General features: G+C 71.9%; 17 protein-coding genes and 1 pseudogene. 12 read left to right on the top strand and 6 right to left on the bottom strand.

Going from position 1 to position 15,603, the window contains the following annotated elements:
• The first annotated feature begins 20 nt into the window (after positions 1-20).
• The 5 genes from ACWEOZ_RS31540 to ACWEOZ_RS31560 are packed head-to-tail and all read left to right on the top strand — an operon-like array spanning position 21 to position 4,864.
• The gene (locus tag ACWEOZ_RS31540) at positions 21-956 is read left to right on the top strand and encodes a carbohydrate ABC transporter permease (protein ID WP_451914305.1); all 936 of its coding nucleotides are present in this window, start codon (positions 21-23) and stop codon (positions 954-956) included.
• 5 nt (positions 957-961) lie between these two features.
• Positions 962-1,804, top strand: coding sequence for a carbohydrate ABC transporter permease (locus ACWEOZ_RS31545; RefSeq protein ID WP_451914306.1), 843 nt, complete (start codon positions 962-964; stop codon positions 1,802-1,804).
• A gap of 36 nt (positions 1,805-1,840) precedes the next feature.
• Complete coding sequence (locus ACWEOZ_RS31550; RefSeq protein WP_451914307.1) at positions 1,841-2,704, top strand: ketose-bisphosphate aldolase; 864 nt, start codon at positions 1,841-1,843, stop codon at positions 2,702-2,704.
• Between the two features lies 1 nt (position 2,705).
• Positions 2,706-3,908: an ADP-dependent glucokinase/phosphofructokinase gene (locus tag ACWEOZ_RS31555; protein WP_451914308.1), complete on the top strand. Its 1,203-nt coding sequence runs from the start codon at positions 2,706-2,708 to the stop codon at positions 3,906-3,908.
• A complete protein-coding gene (locus ACWEOZ_RS31560) occupies positions 3,905-4,864 on the top strand; it encodes a class I mannose-6-phosphate isomerase (RefSeq protein WP_451914309.1) in 960 nt (319 codons plus the stop codon). The genes ACWEOZ_RS31555 and ACWEOZ_RS31560 overlap by 4 nt, the downstream gene beginning before the upstream one ends.
• Here ACWEOZ_RS31560 and ACWEOZ_RS31565 read toward each other — a convergent pair.
• Positions 4,816-6,276, bottom strand: a complete 1,461-nt coding sequence (locus ACWEOZ_RS31565) for an MFS transporter (protein ID WP_451914310.1) — start codon at positions 6,274-6,276, stop codon at positions 4,816-4,818. The two genes, ACWEOZ_RS31560 and ACWEOZ_RS31565, sit on opposite strands and share 49 nt — an antisense overlap.
• Before the next feature lie 66 nt (positions 6,277-6,342).
• Between ACWEOZ_RS31565 and ACWEOZ_RS31570 the strand changes: the two genes are divergently transcribed.
• The 3 genes and pseudogenes from ACWEOZ_RS31570 to ACWEOZ_RS31580 all read left to right on the top strand — a co-directional run bounded on the left by ACWEOZ_RS31570 (position 6,343) and on the right by ACWEOZ_RS31580 (position 8,055).
• Positions 6,343-6,969, top strand: a complete 627-nt coding sequence (locus tag ACWEOZ_RS31570; RefSeq protein WP_451914311.1) for a TetR/AcrR family transcriptional regulator — start codon at positions 6,343-6,345, stop codon at positions 6,967-6,969.
• Between the two features lie 116 nt (positions 6,970-7,085).
• Positions 7,086-7,517 (top strand): annotated as a pseudogene (locus ACWEOZ_RS31575) (sigma factor); the annotation flags it as partial.
• A gap of 52 nt (positions 7,518-7,569) precedes the next feature.
• Positions 7,570-8,055 (top strand): hypothetical protein, encoded by a 486-nt coding sequence (locus ACWEOZ_RS31580; protein WP_451914312.1) that lies wholly within the window; start codon positions 7,570-7,572, stop codon positions 8,053-8,055.
• A 6-nt stretch (positions 8,056-8,061) separates the two neighbouring features.
• On the opposite strand, the gene ACWEOZ_RS31585 is transcribed toward ACWEOZ_RS31580, so the two are convergent.
• Positions 8,062-9,111 (bottom strand): hypothetical protein, encoded by a 1,050-nt coding sequence (locus tag ACWEOZ_RS31585; RefSeq protein WP_451914313.1) that lies wholly within the window; start codon positions 9,109-9,111, stop codon positions 8,062-8,064.
• A gap of 92 nt (positions 9,112-9,203) precedes the next feature.
• Between ACWEOZ_RS31585 and ACWEOZ_RS31590 the strand changes: the two genes are divergently transcribed.
• The 3 genes from ACWEOZ_RS31590 to gap all read left to right on the top strand — a co-directional run bounded on the left by ACWEOZ_RS31590 (position 9,204) and on the right by gap (position 11,902).
• Positions 9,204-9,830: a TetR/AcrR family transcriptional regulator gene (locus ACWEOZ_RS31590; protein ID WP_451914314.1), complete on the top strand. Its 627-nt coding sequence runs from the start codon at positions 9,204-9,206 to the stop codon at positions 9,828-9,830.
• Positions 9,831-9,880: 50 nt separating this feature from the next.
• Complete coding sequence (locus ACWEOZ_RS31595; RefSeq protein WP_451914315.1) at positions 9,881-10,819, top strand: GlxA family transcriptional regulator; 939 nt, start codon at positions 9,881-9,883, stop codon at positions 10,817-10,819.
• A gap of 78 nt (positions 10,820-10,897) precedes the next feature.
• On the top strand, positions 10,898-11,902 hold the full coding sequence (gene gap, locus ACWEOZ_RS31600; RefSeq protein WP_451914316.1) for a type I glyceraldehyde-3-phosphate dehydrogenase: 1,005 nt from the start codon (positions 10,898-10,900) through the stop codon (positions 11,900-11,902).
• A 13-nt stretch (positions 11,903-11,915) separates the two neighbouring features.
• Here gap and ACWEOZ_RS31605 read toward each other — a convergent pair whose 3' ends face one another.
• Positions 11,916-13,364, bottom strand: coding sequence for an alpha/beta hydrolase (locus ACWEOZ_RS31605; RefSeq protein WP_451914317.1), 1,449 nt, complete (start codon positions 13,362-13,364; stop codon positions 11,916-11,918).
• An 88-nt stretch (positions 13,365-13,452) separates the two neighbouring features.
• Entirely contained in the window at positions 13,453-13,914 is a 462-nt protein-coding gene (locus tag ACWEOZ_RS31610) for a VOC family protein (RefSeq protein ID WP_451914318.1), read from the bottom strand.
• 145 nt (positions 13,915-14,059) lie between these two features.
• On the opposite strand from ACWEOZ_RS31610, the gene ACWEOZ_RS31615 reads away from it, so the two are divergent.
• Entirely contained in the window at positions 14,060-15,034 is a 975-nt protein-coding gene (locus ACWEOZ_RS31615; protein ID WP_451914319.1) for a helix-turn-helix transcriptional regulator, read from the top strand.
• 7 nt (positions 15,035-15,041) lie between these two features.
• Here the strand turns inward: ACWEOZ_RS31615 and ACWEOZ_RS31620 are convergent, their stop codons facing one another.
• Together ACWEOZ_RS31620 and ACWEOZ_RS31625 are read right to left on the bottom strand one after the other, a co-directional pair.
• A complete protein-coding gene (locus tag ACWEOZ_RS31620) occupies positions 15,042-15,464 on the bottom strand; it encodes a GTP pyrophosphokinase (protein WP_451914320.1) in 423 nt (140 codons plus the stop codon).
• Positions 15,433-15,558 carry a hypothetical protein gene (locus tag ACWEOZ_RS31625; RefSeq protein ID WP_451914321.1) on the bottom strand — a complete coding sequence of 42 codons (126 nt, stop codon included), beginning with the start codon at positions 15,556-15,558 and terminating at the stop codon, positions 15,433-15,435. Before ACWEOZ_RS31625 ends, ACWEOZ_RS31620 begins: the two co-directional genes overlap by 32 nt.
• Positions 15,559-15,603: the final 45 nt, after the last annotated feature.

Consider the following 15,603-nt stretch of genomic DNA (forward strand, 5'->3'; position numbering starts at 1 on the left):
ATCCGATCAAGGAGACAGCCATGACATTGACCGCACCGGAAACCGCGGCGCCGGCCCAGCCGGCCGCCCCGGGCCGGCCCCGCTCTTCCTTGGCCCGGCGACTGGTCCCGTACGGCTATCTGTCCCCCACGGTGCTGCTGATCGTGGTCCTGATGGTGGTCCCCATCGTCATGGTGATCGGCTACTCGTTCCGGGACAACGTGATCGTGCAGGACAACTCGGTGTTCGCCGGGCTGGTCAACTACACCAAGGTGCTCACCGACCCGGACTTCCTGGTCGCGATGAAGAACACCGCGATCTTCATCTCGGTCAGCACCGCGGCCCACCTGGTCCTGGGTCTCGCCTTCGCGATGATGCTCAACACCAACCTGCTGAGCGGGGTCACCAAGGCGGTCTTCCGGATCGTCTACATCCTGCCCTGGCTGTTCACGATCGCGGTGATCGCCGTCATCTGGCGGCTGCTGCTCGACCCGTCCGGCGTGGTCAACTACGTGCTCCAGACGCTGGGCTTCGTGCAGGAGGGCGTGGACTGGCTCGGCAGCCCGACCACGGCGCTGTGGGCGGTGACCTTCGCCAACATCTGGTCCGGCTACCCGTTCTTCATGATCAGCCTGCTGGCCGGGCTGCAGGGCATCTCCGCCGACCTGTACGAGGCGGCGGCCGTGGACGGCACCAACTGGCTCCAGCGCTTCGTGCACGTGACGCTGCCCCAGCTGCGGCCGGTGATCATCAGCATGGCCGTGCTGGACCTGATCTGGACCTCCCAGCAGTTCGCGCTGATCTGGATGATGACCGGCGGCGGGCCGCTGAACAGCACCGAGATGCTCAGCACCTACACCTACAAGCAGGCCTTCAGCGAGTACGAGTTCGCGACCGCGTCGGCCGCCGCCGTGGTCGTCCTGCTCATCACGATGGTGCTGGCCTTCTTCTACGTACGCTCGCAATGGGAGCGGTGAGGCAGATGGCCACCGTCAAGACCCGGCGCACCCTCGCGAAGGCCGGTGTCATCACCGGGCTCGTCATCGGCGCGCTCTTCGCCGGCCTGCCGGTCCTGTGGATGCTCTCCACCTCGTTCAAGAGCAACGGGGACGTCTTCCAGAACCCGCCGAAGCTCATCACCGACAGCTTCTCCTTCGACGCCTACCGCGAGATCCTGGGCAACGGCGCCCAGTTGCGGTTCTTCCTCAACAGCTACATCGTCGCCCTGGCCGTGACCGCCCTGACCCTGCTGGTCGCCCTGCTCGCCGGGTACGCGTTCAGCCGCTTCACGTTCCCGTTGCAGAAGACCATCAACGCGGTGATCGTCAGCGTCCAGGCGGTGCCGCCGATCACGCTGGTCATCCCGTACTTCGGGCTGGTCGTGGCGCTCGGGCTCTACAACACCTATCCCGGCCTGATCCTCACCCACATGGTGTTCACCCTGCCGTACGCGATCATCATGATCACCGCGTACCTGAACACGCTGCCGCGGGAGCTGGACGAGTCCGTCAAGGTCGACGGCGGCACGAGCTGGACCGCGCTGTGGCGGATCCTCGTGCCGGTCTCGGTGCCCGGTCTCATCGCGGTCGGGGTCTACACGTTCATGATCTCGTGGAACGAGTACCTGTTCGCCCTCACGCTGACCCGCACCGACGACATGCGCACGGTGCCCATCGGCATCCAGCTGCTCATGGGCCAGCACTCGTACGAGTGGAACCAGATGATGGCGATGAGCATCCTCGGGTCCGTCCCCGTCCTGGTCCTCTTCCTGCTCTTCCAGCGGCGCTTCATCGGCGGCCTGACCGCCGGCGCCGTCAAAGCCTGATTTCCCCTCGGCCACGCAAAAGGAGATACACCGAACATGCTGACGACCGGTAAGGCGATCCTGGACGTCGCCAACGAGCACAGCTTCGCCGTGCCCGCCTTCAACATCAGCGACTGGGCGATGTTCCAGGGGATCGTGGAGATCAGCGAGGAGACGGACGCGCCCCTGATGGTGGCGATCCACCCCGACGAGGTACGGCACATCGGCCGCGAGATGATCACCGGCATCATCCAGCGCGCGCACCACGCGAGCGTGCCGATCGCCATCCACTGGGACCACGGCGGCACCTACGAGCAGATCCTGCAGGCGGCCCAGTACGGCTTCACCTCCGTGATGATCGACGGCTCGCTGCTGCCGTTCGACGAGAACGTCGCGCTCTCCCGCAAGGTCGCCGACTCGGCCCACGCCCTGGGCCTGTCGGTGGAGGGTGAGCTCGGCACGATCGGCGCGAACGACAGCTACGCCGAGGCGGGTGCCGCCACCATCATCTACACCGACCCCGACGACGCGGTCACCTTCGTCGAGCAGACCGGCGTGGACAGCCTCGCCATCGCCATCGGCACGTACCACGGCTTCTTCCCGGCCCACCTGAAGCCGGAACTGAAGCTGGACCTGCTGAAGGAGATCAAGGGCCGGGTGCGGATCCCGCTGGTGCTGCACGGCGGCTCCAACAACCCGGACGACGAGATCGCCGAGGCCGCCCGGACCGGCATCAACAAGATCAATATCTCCACGGACATCAAGGTCGCGTACCACAACAAGATGCGTGAGGTGCTGGGCAACGACCCGAAGGTGCGCGAGCCCAACGCCATCCAGCCCGCCTGCATCGACGCCATGAGGGTCGTCGCCGCCCAGAAGATCGAGCTGTTCGGCGCCGCCGGCAAGGGCTCGCTCTACTGAGATGACCGACGCCTCCTGTGTAGTGCTGGGCCTGGGCGGCTGCGTGGACTACGAGCTGAAGCTGACCGCGGATGTCCTGGAGCAGCTCGTCGCCGAGCACGGGATCACCGCCGCGGACCTGACGCCGCCCGCCGTGGTGAGCAGCGTTCGGGACCTCGTGGTGTCGATCCTCGGTTACGTGGCCCGGGGCGGGGGCGGCGAGCACTACGTCGCCTCGGCCCCGGCGCTCGAGAGCTTCGCCGCCCGGTTCCCGTACCGGCCGGCGCTGGGCGGGACCTCGGTGCGGGCCGGGATCCTGATGAGCCGGCTGGGCGTGCCGTCGACGCTGCACCTGGTGAGCGTCAACGACACCGTACGGCGGCTGCTGCCCCCGGACAGCGAGTACATCTCCAGCGGCGCCGAGGACACCTTCCACCCGCACCTGATCGTCCAGTACGACCAGGGCCTGCGGATCCGCACCGGTGACCTGGACATCACCGCGCCGTTCCCGAACCGGCTGATCTACGTCAACGATCCGGCCAACGGCGCCATGCTGCTCACCGCCGACCTGGGCGACCGGCTGGGTGCGGCGGAGGTGTTCCTGATCTCGGGGTTCAACGCCATGCGCTCCGCGGCCGAGCTCGATCACCGGTTGGCCGAGCTGCGCGCGCACATGCGGCAGCTGCCGCCGGGAGCGGTGACCTACTTCGAGGACGCGGCGTACCACGAGCCGGCGTTCAGCCGCCGGGTCCGCGACGCGTTGCTCGACCGGATCGATGTGTACGGGCTGAACGAGGACGAACTGCAGGCGTACCTCGGGCACTCCGTCGACCTGCTCTCGGCGCCGGCGGTGGCGGACGCCCTCACCGCGGTGCACGCACTGATCCCGGTGCCGGCGCTGGTGCTGCACACCAAGTACTGGGCCCTGGTCCTCGGCTCCCGGGCCGCGGCCTACGCGGACGCCCTCGACACCGGCACGCTCATGGCCGCCACCCGCTACTGCCACGGCGACGACTTCACCGACGAGGACGTCGACCGCCTGCGCCGGCAACCCCGGCGAGGAGAGTCGGTGGCCTTCGCCGCCGAGCTGAGCGAGCGGCTGGGTGACGTGGTCCACTGTGTACCGGGCTTCGCGCTGGACGTCGGGAACCCCACCACCGTCGGGCTCGGCGACACGTTCGTCGGTGGCTTCCTCACCGCGGTCGCCCGGAGGGAGTCCCGATGACCGTCCAGGCCCTGCCGGCCAACCAGCCCGAGACGTTCTACCGCGGCGCCGGGCGGATCGCCGAGTTCCGCAACGGGCCGGCGCTGCCGGACCGGCCCGAGGACTGGGTGGCCTCGGTGACCACGCGCTTCGGGCTGGCCCCGTCCGGCCTGTCCACCCTGCCCGGCGGCCGGGTGCTCGCCGAGGCGATCGAGGCCGACCGGCACCACTGGCTCGGGCCGGACCGCGCCGACACCGGGATCCTGGTGAAACTGCTCGACGCGGGACAGCGACTGCCGTTGCACGTGCACCCGGACCGCCGCTTCGCGACCGCGCATCTCGGTTCGCCGTACGGGAAGACCGAAGCCTGGGTGATCGTCTCGGCCCGCCCGGACGCGTATGTCCATCTTGGCTTCGCCCGCGACGTGGCGGCCGAGGAGCTGGCCGGGTGGGTGTCCGCGCAGCGGACCGGGCCGATGCTGGCGGCCACCAACCGGATCCCGGTGGCGGCGGGGGACGCCGTTCTGTGTCCCGCCGGGCTGCCGCACGCGATCGGCGACGGCATCCTGCTCGTCGAGATCCAGGAACCGACCGACTTCTCGGTGCTGCTGGAGTACGAGGGCTTCGGCCTGTCCGACGGGCACCTGGGACTCGGCTACCAGCAGGCGTTGCAGTGCGTCGACCGTGGTGCCTGGACGCCGGAGCGCCTCGACACCCTGCGAGGTGGGCCGCGGCTCCTGCCCGAGGCCGCGGATGAGTTCTTCTCCGCCCGGCGCCTGCACGGCGGTGACCGCCTGGAACAGGGCTTCCGCGTGCTGGTCGTGGTGGGCGGCGAGGGACGGCTGACCGGCGAGAAGGACGACCTGTCGCTGCGGCGGGGGGACACTCTGCTGGTGCCGTACGCCGCCGGTCCGCTCCGGGTGGACGGTCAGGTCGAGGTGATCAGCCTGACCTCCGGTTCACCGTCCCGCGCGTAGCGACGGGTGTGCCGGATCGCCCATCCGACCAGCGCCGCCGACACGGCCGTCAGCGTGAGACCGGCGATGGTCGCGGCCTGCTCGAACTCGGCGGTCTGCCGGCCGGTCCAGGCCGAGGCGGCGACGGAGCCGGTCACCATCGCCGCGAGGATGGTGCCGGTGACCGCGATGCCGGCCCCGGAGGTCACCTCGGACGCGGTGTCGACCAGGGCCGCGCCGATCGTGGTCCGGTCCTTCGGCAGGCCCCGCAGCACGTTGACCCCGGCGACCACGCCGACCACGCGCATTCCCGCCGCCACCAGCACCAGGGCGACCGCGATCCACGCGTACCCGGACGTGCCCAGCAGGCCGTAGACGCCGAGCCCGGCCACCACCGCGGTGGCGCTGAGCCACGCGGCCCGCTCCAGGCCGGCCCACCGGACGAACGGATCGACCAGCGCGCCCCCCGCGACCAGCACGACGACCTGGGGCAGCATCCCGACGGCGGCCATCGCGGGCGACCACCCCCAGTCGAGCTGCAGCTGCAGCGTCACCAGGTAGCCCAGGCCGGCGGTGGCCAGCCCGGCCGCCGCTTTGTAGGCCAGGCCGCCGGCGACCAGGGGATGGGCCACGAGCCGCAGGTCGAGCAGCGGGTGCCGCGCCGAACGCTCGCGCCGCACGAAGAGAACTCCGCCCGCGACGGTTGCCGCGGTGGCCGTCCACGGTGCCCACGAGCCGCCGCCCTCGTCGACGAAGAGCGTCGGTGCGATCAGCGCGAGCACGATCGTCGCGGTGCCGAGCACCGCCCCGAGGACGTCCATCGGGTCGCGATGCAGATCGGCCGGCCCGTCGGCGGCGATGCCGGTGCGTACGCCGATGACCGCGAGCGCGGCGATCGGCACGTTGACCAGCAGCAGCACCTGCCACGGGGCGATCGCCAGCACCAGGCCGCCGGCCGTCGGGCCGATCGCCAGCCCGATCAGGCCCACGGTCGAGATGAGGGTCATCGCCCGCACCCGCAGGCTGTCCTGCTCGAACAGCCGGAAGGCCAGCGCCATGGAGCCCGGTGTCGTCATCGCGGCCGCGACGCCGGTCAGCACCCGCACGGCGATCAGCTGCTCCGCGGTCGTGACGAAGGCGGTGGCCAGGCTGGCCGCGCCGAGCAGCAGCAGCCCGATGAGCATCATCCGGCGGCGGCCGAACCGGTCGGCCGTCGCGCCGAACAGCAGCATCAGCCCGCCGAACACCACCGCGTACGCGCCGGTCACCCACTGCAGCGCGACGGTCGAGGCGTGCAGCTCGCGGCCGATGGTGGGCAGCGCGACGTTCAGGATCGAGTTGTCGAGCATCTCGAACAGGAACACCGCGGACAGCCCGGCGAGGGCCACCCGGGCCTCCCGCAGGGACCGGGGCACAGATGCGGTAGTCGTCATGTCGCGACCGTAACGCTAACGGTTAGTGTTTTGCAACGGTTAGCGTTTCGCTGCTAGGATGGGGCCGTGACCGAGCAGCCCGGACGACGGGAACGCAAGAAGGCCGCCACCCGCAAGGCCATCGCCGACACGGCGCTGCGCATGTTCCTGGAGCGCGGTTACGACGCGGTGGGGATCCGGGAGATCGCGGCGGCGGCCGACGTGGCCATCACGACGCTGTTCGCCCACTTTCCGTCGAAGGAGGCGCTGGTCTTCGACGAGGACCCGAAACGGGAGCAGCGGCTCATCCGGGCGGTGACCGAGCGCGAGCCGGGCCGGTCGGTCCCCGACGCGTTGCGCCGGCACCTGCACGAGGCCGTCCGGGAGGCGTCCACGCCCGGCTCGATGGCCTTCTGGCAGCTCGTCGACAGCTCATCCGCCCTGCGGGAGTATGCGACGACGATGTGGTTGCGCCACGAGACCGCGCTGGCCGCCGCGCTGGCTGCCGACCTCGGCCGGGCGGAGCCGCCGACGCTGTGCCGGGCGTTCGCCCGCTTCGTGCTCGGGGTGCACCCGCTGGCCCGGGAGGCGGCGGACCCGGCGGCCGCGGTCGACGAGATCTTCGACCTGATCACCCCGGGCTGGGACGCCGCGGTTACCGCCGGGCCCCGCGCCCGCGTCACCGCTGCCGCCGAGCCGGCCCGAGAGACCTGAGGGCCGGGCGGCCGTGACCCGGCCGGCGCCCGAGGGTCGTCAGTGCCGGCGGCCGAACCCCTCGGCCGGCCAAGGTGCCGGTGGCGCCGTGCAACCCCTGGCGATCCGCGGCGGTCATGGTGAGTGTGAGACCAAACAGAGGGCCGGGCGAGAGCGAGCGTGACCGGCAGTTCCACGACTTCGTGGCCGAACGGCGCGGGCGGCTGCTGCACACCGCCCGGCTGCTCACCGTGGGGGACGCGCATCTGGCCGAAGACCTGGTCCAGACGGCCCTGACCAAGCTGTACGTCTCGTGGTCGGCGTTCCGCCGGGCCGACAACCCCGACGGTTACGTGCGTCGCGTCCTGGTCAACGCCCTGACCGACGAACGCCGGCGGATCTGGCGGCGCTTCGAGCGCAGCGTGCCGGATCCGCCCGACCGCCCCGGCGGGGACACCGCGGCTCTGGGCGACCCCGAGCTCGCGTACGCGTTACGGCAGCTGCCGCCCCGGATGCGCGCGGTGGTCGTCTTCCGGTTCCTCCACGAGCTCGACATCGCGGAGACCGCCGAGGCCCTCGGCGCAGGACATCGCGGCCGACCTCGAGCATGGCCGCCGGGCCGTGCGCCGCCGCCGTGGCGTCCAGGCCGTCGCCGCCGCACCCGGCCGGCTCGCCCTGGTCGACTACCGCGGCCCGCAGCCCCGGAACTTCACCGTCGACAAGGCGCCCGACGGCTTCTTCATCCAGAACCACGACGAGGGCGGCCTGACCATCGCGCCGGTCGCGGTCCAGCACCCCGGCCCCGGCGTCGACCCCTCGCAGGATCCGATGTACGACCCGCGGGACCTGACCGGCAAGATCGGTATCTATCTGGAGACCAAGGAGTACCGCGGCGAGCTGACCGGCGAGAAGCTCACCGTGGCCGGCCACGAGTCCGTCCTGCACTCGGTCGGCCCGACCCGGCAGCTCGTCATGTCGGTGTCACCCGAGGTCTACGCCACCGTCCAGGTCGACGTCCCGCTGAGCCGGGAGCAGATCCTCGAGCTCGGGGCGGGGCTGCACGTCCACCGCAAGGCCATCGAGCGCGCTGCGGGGAAGGGCGACTGACTGGTCTCACACTGTCGCGGTCACCTTCGGCTGTGCCGCCGCGTCGCCGGTCGCCGGGCCGGTGATCCGGCGGGCCCGCAGGCCGCCGATCAGGCACAGCACGACGCCGAGCGTGACCCACGCCGCCAGCACGACGAGGGGCCGGGTGATGCTGTGGCCGTCGAAGAAGGCGGTCGAGCGCAGCAGCTGGCTGCCGGCACCGGGCGGGAGGAGCTGACCGAGGGCGCCGGACCAGCCGGGCAGCATCTCCGGGGCGGTCGCGGTCCCGGAGAGCGGGTTGCCGACGAGCATCATGGTGGCGGCGCCGAGACCCAGTCCGGCCGCGCCGAGCAGCGACTCCAGGCCGAGGACCGTCAAGGCGGTGGCCGCGATGGTCAGGCCGACGGCGCCCGCGTTGGCCAGGTAGGCACCGTCGAGGGAGCCGAGCCAGAACTGCAGGATCGCTGCCATGGCGAGGCCGCCGGTGACCGCGAAGGCGAGCGCGCCGGCGACCCGGCGGCCGGTACCCCGTACCAGGGTCGTGAGCAGAGCCGCGGCGAGCAGGCCGCCGATGACCAGCGGCAGGGCGCCGGCCGTCAGGCCGGCACCGCGCGGGTCGTCGGCAGGCAGCGCGACGACGTCGCGGACGGCCACCGCCGGAGTCTGTCCCTGGGCCTGGGCCTGGGCGAGCGCGGTGGCGACGCCCTGCAGGGCCTGGGCGACCGGGGCGCCGGCGGCGGAGGCGGTGATCACCTGCGGGGCGCCGGCGCTGACGTCGATGGCGCCGTAGACCTCGCGGTCGCGGATGAGCCGGACGGCGGCGGCCGTGGTGTCAACCCGGGTGATCTCGAAGGCGTCCGGGAGGCGCTGGTCGAGGGCGGCGCTGACCTGGCCGGCGGCGGCGCCGGGCCCGACGACGGCGATGGGCACGTCGTGCACCGAGGACCGCACCGACGGCCAGGCGAAGGCGGTCAGCAGCACGCTGATGATGAGGGTCAGCAGGGCGACTGCCCCGGCCACCCGCGCCCACGGTGACGGTGCCGAGGTGTCTGCTGCTGAGGAGGCCCGCGTGGCCATGTCGACTCCTTAAGAGAACGGTTGTTCGCTTTTTTATCGTCCGCCCAACCCGCCTTCTTGTCAAGAACGAACGTTCGCTTTAACGTGAGCGCATGCCCCGCGTCTCCGAGCAGTACCGCACCAACCGCCGCGCCGAGATCCTGGTCGCGGCGGCCCGGCTCTTCGCCACCAACGGCTTCCACAACACGTCGATGGCCGACATCATCGGCGAGTCCGGGTTGTCGGCCGGCGCGGTCTACCGGTACTTCCGGAGCAAGGAGGAACTCATCGGGGCCGTGGCCGAGCAGGCCCTGTCGGCCGCCGACGAGGTGTTCGGCGAGCTGCTCGCCCACGGCGCCACCCCGTCACCCGACCGCGCCCTGACCGCGATCCTGGAGGCGATCAGCGGCCGGATAGCCGACAACCCGGTCATCGGCGCGGACATCACCCGCATCGGGGTGCAGGTCTGGGCCGAGGCGCTGCGCAATCCGGAGCTGGCCGCCCGCGCGAACTCGGTGTACGAGCGGCTGCGGGGGCACTTCGCCGAGGTGGCCCGCCGCTGGCAGGCCGCCGGCCACCTGGCCGCCGACGCGGTGCCGCAGCAGGTGGGTGCCGCCCTGCTCAGCCTGGTGCAGGGTTTCGTGCTGCAACGTCTTCTGGTCAGAGGCACCGACACCGCCGGCTACCTCGCCGGCGTGCGAGCTCTGCTGGCCACGGCTGCGCCCGCCGCCGAGAGGTAGCCACGCGCGGCCGGTGGCGGGATCCTTGCGGCCGGTGTCATCGTGGCCCCATGAATCATCGGGTCGTGGTGCTCGTGCTCGACGGCGCCAAGCCGCTCGACGTCGGCATTCCCGCGCAGGTGTTCGCCAACCGGCCGACGATGCCGTACCAGGTGTTCGTGTGCGGGGCCGCGCCCGGACCGGTGGCCGGCGGGGACGGGCTGTCGTACCACGTGGCCGAGGGGATCGACGCCTTCGCGCACGCGGACACGATCTTCATCCCGGGCTACCGGCAGCCCGCCACCACGGAACCGCCCGCCGAGGTCGTCGCGGCGCTGCAGGCCGCCCACCGGCGCGGCACCCGGCTGGCGGCGATCTCCACGGGCGCGTTCGCGCTCGCGGCGACCGGCCTGCTGGACGGCAAGCGGGCGACCACCCACTGGCACTACACCCGGGCCCTCGCGGAGAAGCACCCCCGGGTACGGGTCGACGAGAACGTGCTGTTCGTGGACGAGGGTGACGTGCTGACCTCGGCCGGCGCGGCGTCCGGCATCGACCTGTGCCTGCACCTGGTACGCCGTGACCACGGCGTCGGACTGTCCAACATCGTGGCCCGGCGGCTGGTCGCGGCGCCGTACCGCAGCGGCGGCCAGGCCCAGTACGTGCCCCGCAGCGTCCCGGAACCACTCGGAGACGTCTTCGCCGGCACCCGTGAGTGGGCGCTGGCCCGGCTGGACGAGCCGCTCACCCTGGAGGCGCTGGCCCGCAACGCCCGGGTGTCGGCGCGCACCTTCTCCCGGCGGTTCGTGGAGGACACCGGCTACACACCGATGCAGTGGGTGCTGCGGGCCCGCGTCGACCTGGCCCGCGAGCTGCTCGAGGTCACCGGGCTCGGCGTGGAGCAGATCGCCGCCCGGGTCGGTCTCGGCACCGCCGCCAACCTGCGCCTGCACTTCCAGCGCATCCTCGGGACCTCTCCGACGGAATACCGCAATACGTTCTCTTCTTGATCTTGATGGCGAGATCCTTGCGCACAGTGGCTTCCCAGCCACTGTCGCCGCTGAGACCGGTTCCCGGACGATGAAGCCATGACTCGCATCGCCGTCAATGGCTTCGGACGCATCGGACGCAACACCCTGCGGGCACTGCTGCAGCGCGACAGCAAGCTCGAGGTGGTGGCGATCAACGACCTCGCCGCCCCGGAGACCCTCGCCCATCTGCTCAAGTACGACAGCGCGCTGGGCCGCCTCGGCCGCCCCGTCGAGATCGACGGCACCGATCTCACGGTCGACGGCCACCGCATCCGGGTGTACGCCGAACGCGACCCGGCCGCGCTGCCCTGGGCCGACCTCGACGTCGACATCGTGCTGGAGTCCACCGGCCGCTTCACCGCGGCCAAGGCGGCCCGGGCCCACCTCGACGCGGGTGCGCGCCGCGTGCTGGTGAGCGCGCCCTCCGACGGTGCCGACGTCACCCTGGCCTTCGGCGTGAACACCGGCGCGTACGACCCGGATCGGCACCTGATCGTCTCCAACGCGTCCTGCACCACCAACGCGCTGGCCCCGCTGGCGTCGGTGCTGGACGACCTGGCCGTCATCGAGCACGGCTTCATGACCACCGTGCACGCGTACACGCAGGAGCAGAACCTGCAGGACGGGCCGCACCGAGATCTGCGCCGGGCCCGGGCCGCGGCGGTCAACATCGCCCCCACGACGACCGGTGCCGCCAAGGCGATCGGCAAGGTCCTGCCGCGCCTCGACGGCAGGCTCACCGGTGACTCGATCCGGGTGCCGGTGCCGGTGGGCTCGCTGGTCGAGCTCAACACCACGGTCGAGCGGACGGTGAGCCGCCACGAGGTACTGGCGGCGTACCGGGCCGCGGCCGGCGGCGCACTGCACGGCGTCCTGGAGTACACCGAGGACCCGCTGGTCTCCAGCGACATCACCGGCAACCCGGCCTCGGCGGTCTTCGACGCCGCGCTGACCCGGGTGGACGGCCGGCACGTCAAGGTGGTCGCCTGGTATGACAACGAGTGGGGCTTCGCCAACCGCGTCATCGACACGCTGGAGCTGATGGCCGGGGCGTCGCGCTGACCCCCATGTCCGTCTAGGCCGCGGGGAGCCGCGGGGGTGCGGCGCACGTGGCACCTCGCGGCGGCACCACCAGGTCGATCAGATACCGGTCGACCACCTCCCCAGTGCACGGCGTCGTCCGGTACGCGCCGTGGCCCCAGCCCTCGTAGGTGACCAGCCGGCCGTGCCGGCCCAGCTGCGCGGCGACGTGGGTGGCCCATTCGTAGCCGGTGCGCGGATCGTGCCGGGCGTTGATCAGCAGCAGCGGGATCCGGGTGTGGACCCGCGGCACGTGGATCGGGTTGCGTACCGGCATCGGCCAGCCCAGGCAGGTCCCCACGGCGAGCAGGCCCGCGCCGTAGCGCACGTCCGGTGCCACGGCCCGGGCCGTCCTGACCAGCTCGGCGTACTCGTCGTAGTCGCGTACCGGTACCGGCCAGTCGTTGCAGAACACGGCGGTGCTGATCGGCGGGATGGCGGCCGGCACCGGGGTGCCCGTGGACAGCGTCCGCACCGCCTCGGCGAAGCCGGGCCAGTCCGGGCGGGCCAGGGCGCCGACCGGGATCGCGGCGATGTCGAAGCCGGTGTACGGCGCGTACTCGCCGCGGTCGGCCCGGGCCAGCACGCCGGCCCAGATCCCGCGTACGTCCTCGCCGCGCAGCACGCACGCGGAGCTCGTGTCGCACCACGCGACGAACTCGTCGAACGAGTCCTGCGCCGCGATCGCCGCGGTACGCACGAACTCGCGGACGCCGAGGCTGTGGTCGAACACGCTCTCCAGCACGAGGGCCCGGACCCGGCCGGGATACCGCTCGGCGTACTGGGTGCCGAGCAGGGTGCCGTACGAGCTGCCGTGGAAGGTGAGCTTCGGCTCGCCCAGCGCACGGCGCAGAGCCTCCAGGTCGCGGACGGTGCTGAGCGTGTCCGCGTGGTCGAACACCGGGCTGGTCGGGCGGCAGGCGTCCCACAGTGCCCGGTTGTAAGCAACCAGGGCGTCGAAGTCGCGCTGACCGGCCGGCAGCATCGGCGGCTGGGGGACAGCGGGGTCGGGAGCGCAGCTCGGTGCACCGCTGCGGGCCACGCCACGCGGGTCGAAGCTCACCGTGTCGAACTTGTCGAGGATCTCCGGGCTGAACCGGTTGCCCAGGCGGATCCGGTTGACCCCGGAGTCGCCCGGGCCACCGGGGCCGAACACCAGGGTGCCGACCCGCTGCTCGGCCTGACGAGCCGGGCGGCGGGCCACCCACAGGTCGAACGTCGCGCCGTGCGGCTGCGCCCAGTCGACCGGCAGGCGCAGCGTCGCGCACCGTACGGGATCGTCCGGCTTGGGCGGCAGCTCCTTGATGTCGTCCGGGCAGGTCCGCCAGGCGAGCGCGGGGGCCGGCCGACCGGCGCCGGCGGCCGGGGGAGCGAGCGCGAACACGGCGGCCAGGGCGACGGCGGCGGTGCCGGCCACGGCTCGTACGGTGATGCTGCGGGTCATCGCACTTCCCTTCGACGAACCCACAGCATCGACGCGTGACGACAGTGGCCGATATCCGGAAACACCCTGAGACAGCCCTGAACTGTCCTCAGTCGAGGCAGAACTCGTTGCCCTCGGGATCGGCCATCACGAGAAAGCCGGAACTCAACGGGGGCTCGGGCTCGGAGCGGCTCACCCGCCGGGCGCCGAGCGCGACGAGCCGGTCGCACTCGGCCTCCAGCGCCGCCATCCGCTCCTCGCCCTGCAGCCCCGGGGCGGCCCGGACGTCGAGGTGGACGCGGTTCTTGGCGACCTTGTCCTCGGGCACCTGCTGGAAGAACAGCCGCGGCCCGTGGCCCTGCGGGTCCTCGATGGCCGACCGCGTGTTGCGCTCCTCCTTCGGCACGCCGACGCGCTCGAGGAACTCCTCCCACGCCGCCAGCGGGTCGGCGCCCTCGGGCAGCTCCACGCCGGGCGGGCCGGGGTGGACGTAGCCGAGCGCGTCGCGCCAGAAGGACGACAGCGCCGCCGGGTCGTGGGCGTCGAAGGTCACCTGGATCTCGCGGCTCATCGGGCAGCTCCGTTCTCGGGGGTAGTCGTGTGCAGACACAGGTCCCGCAGCAGGTAGACCCCGGACAGCTCGTCTGGTTCCGTGCCGCCCACCCTGCCACCCGAGGCGGACAGTACCGGTCCGCTATCTCTGACAAAGTGGTGGCATGGATCCGGTGGGCGGCGGCGAGCGGGGCACGACCGAACGCGTGCTCACCCTGCTGGGCCTGCTGCAACAGCGCCAGGTCTGGACCGGCCCCGAACTCGCCGAACGCCTCGGGGTCACCCCGCGCACGGTGCGCCGCGACGTCGACCGGCTGCGCACGCTGGGCTATCCCGTGCACGCCGGCCAGGGGGTCGGGGGCGGCTACCGGCTCGGCCCCGGACAGCACCTGCCGCCGCTGCTGCTCGACGACGAGGAAGCCATCGCCACCGCCGTCTCCCTGCTCGCCGGGGCGGGCGGTGAGGTCGCGGGGGCCGGGGAAGCGGCACTGCGGGCGCTGACCAAGCTCGACCAGGTGCTGCCCCTGCGGCTGCGGCACGACGTCCGCGCGCTCGCCGGTTCGGTGGAGTCGGTCGGCGGTGGCCGTACCCCGGTCGACCCCGACGTGCTGATGACGCTGGCCCGGGCTTGCCGCGACCAGGTCGAGGCCGGCTTCGGCTACCCGTCCGGCCAGGAGGTACGCCGGCGGCGGGCCGAGCCGTACCGCCTGGTCGCCTCGGACCGCCGCTGGTACCTGTTCGCCTACGACCTGGACCGCAACGACTGGCGGAGCTTCCGCGTCGACCGGATGACCGAGGTGGCCGCCCGGGCCTGGCACTTCCGCCCGCGCCCGGCCCCCGACGCGGCGACGCACGTGCAGGAGGGCGTGGCGAGCCGGGTCTACCGGCACCAGGCCCGGTTCCTGGTGCACGCGCCGGCCGGCACCGTGCGCGCGCAGGTCCCGGCGTCCGCGGCCGTCGTCCGTCCGCGCGGGAGCAAGCGCTGCGAGGTGCTCAGCGGGGCCGGCAGCCTGGACTTCGTGCTCATGCACATGGTCCTGCTGGGGCACGACTTCGAGGTGCTCGACCCGCCGGAGCTCGTGGGACGCTGCCGCGCGCTGGCCGAGCGCCTGCTCTCCGCCGGCGGGGCCGCGCGGTAGCCCCCGCTCAGCGCTGCCCGAGCTCGGCGCGGAGCCGTTCCATCTTCTTGTCGAGGTTGCCGGCCACCGTCGCGGCCTCCTGGAGCTCCTCGACCAGGCCGGCCGGGATGTCGCCGCGGTACTTGTAGCGGATCTTGTGTTCCAGCCCGGCCCAGAAGTCCATCGCCGCGGTCCGGATCTGCACCTCGACCGGGACCAGCTCGACCCGGTCGGACAGGAACACCGGGATCCGGAGGATCAGATGCAGACTCTGGTACCCGCTGGGCTTCGGGTGCCGGATGTAGTCCCGGGTCCGGACGACCGTCACGTCCGGCTGACGGGTGAGCATGTCGGCGACGCTGTAGACGTCGGAGATGAATCTGCAGGTGATCCGGACGCCGGCGATGTCGAGCAGGTGCTCACGGATGCTCGCCGGCTCCGGGGAGGTCACCCACCGCGGTGCCCAGCTCGGCTCCCCGCTCGAAGGGATTGGCCCGCGGCTCGCGCCGCACCGGTCGCTGGATGAGCTGCTCTGCCTCGATCATGCTTCATGGTTGCCCGCGGCCGCGTCCCGGCACATCCACCAGCCG

It is taken from the genome of Actinoplanes sp. NPDC004185 (genome assembly GCF_053603475.1).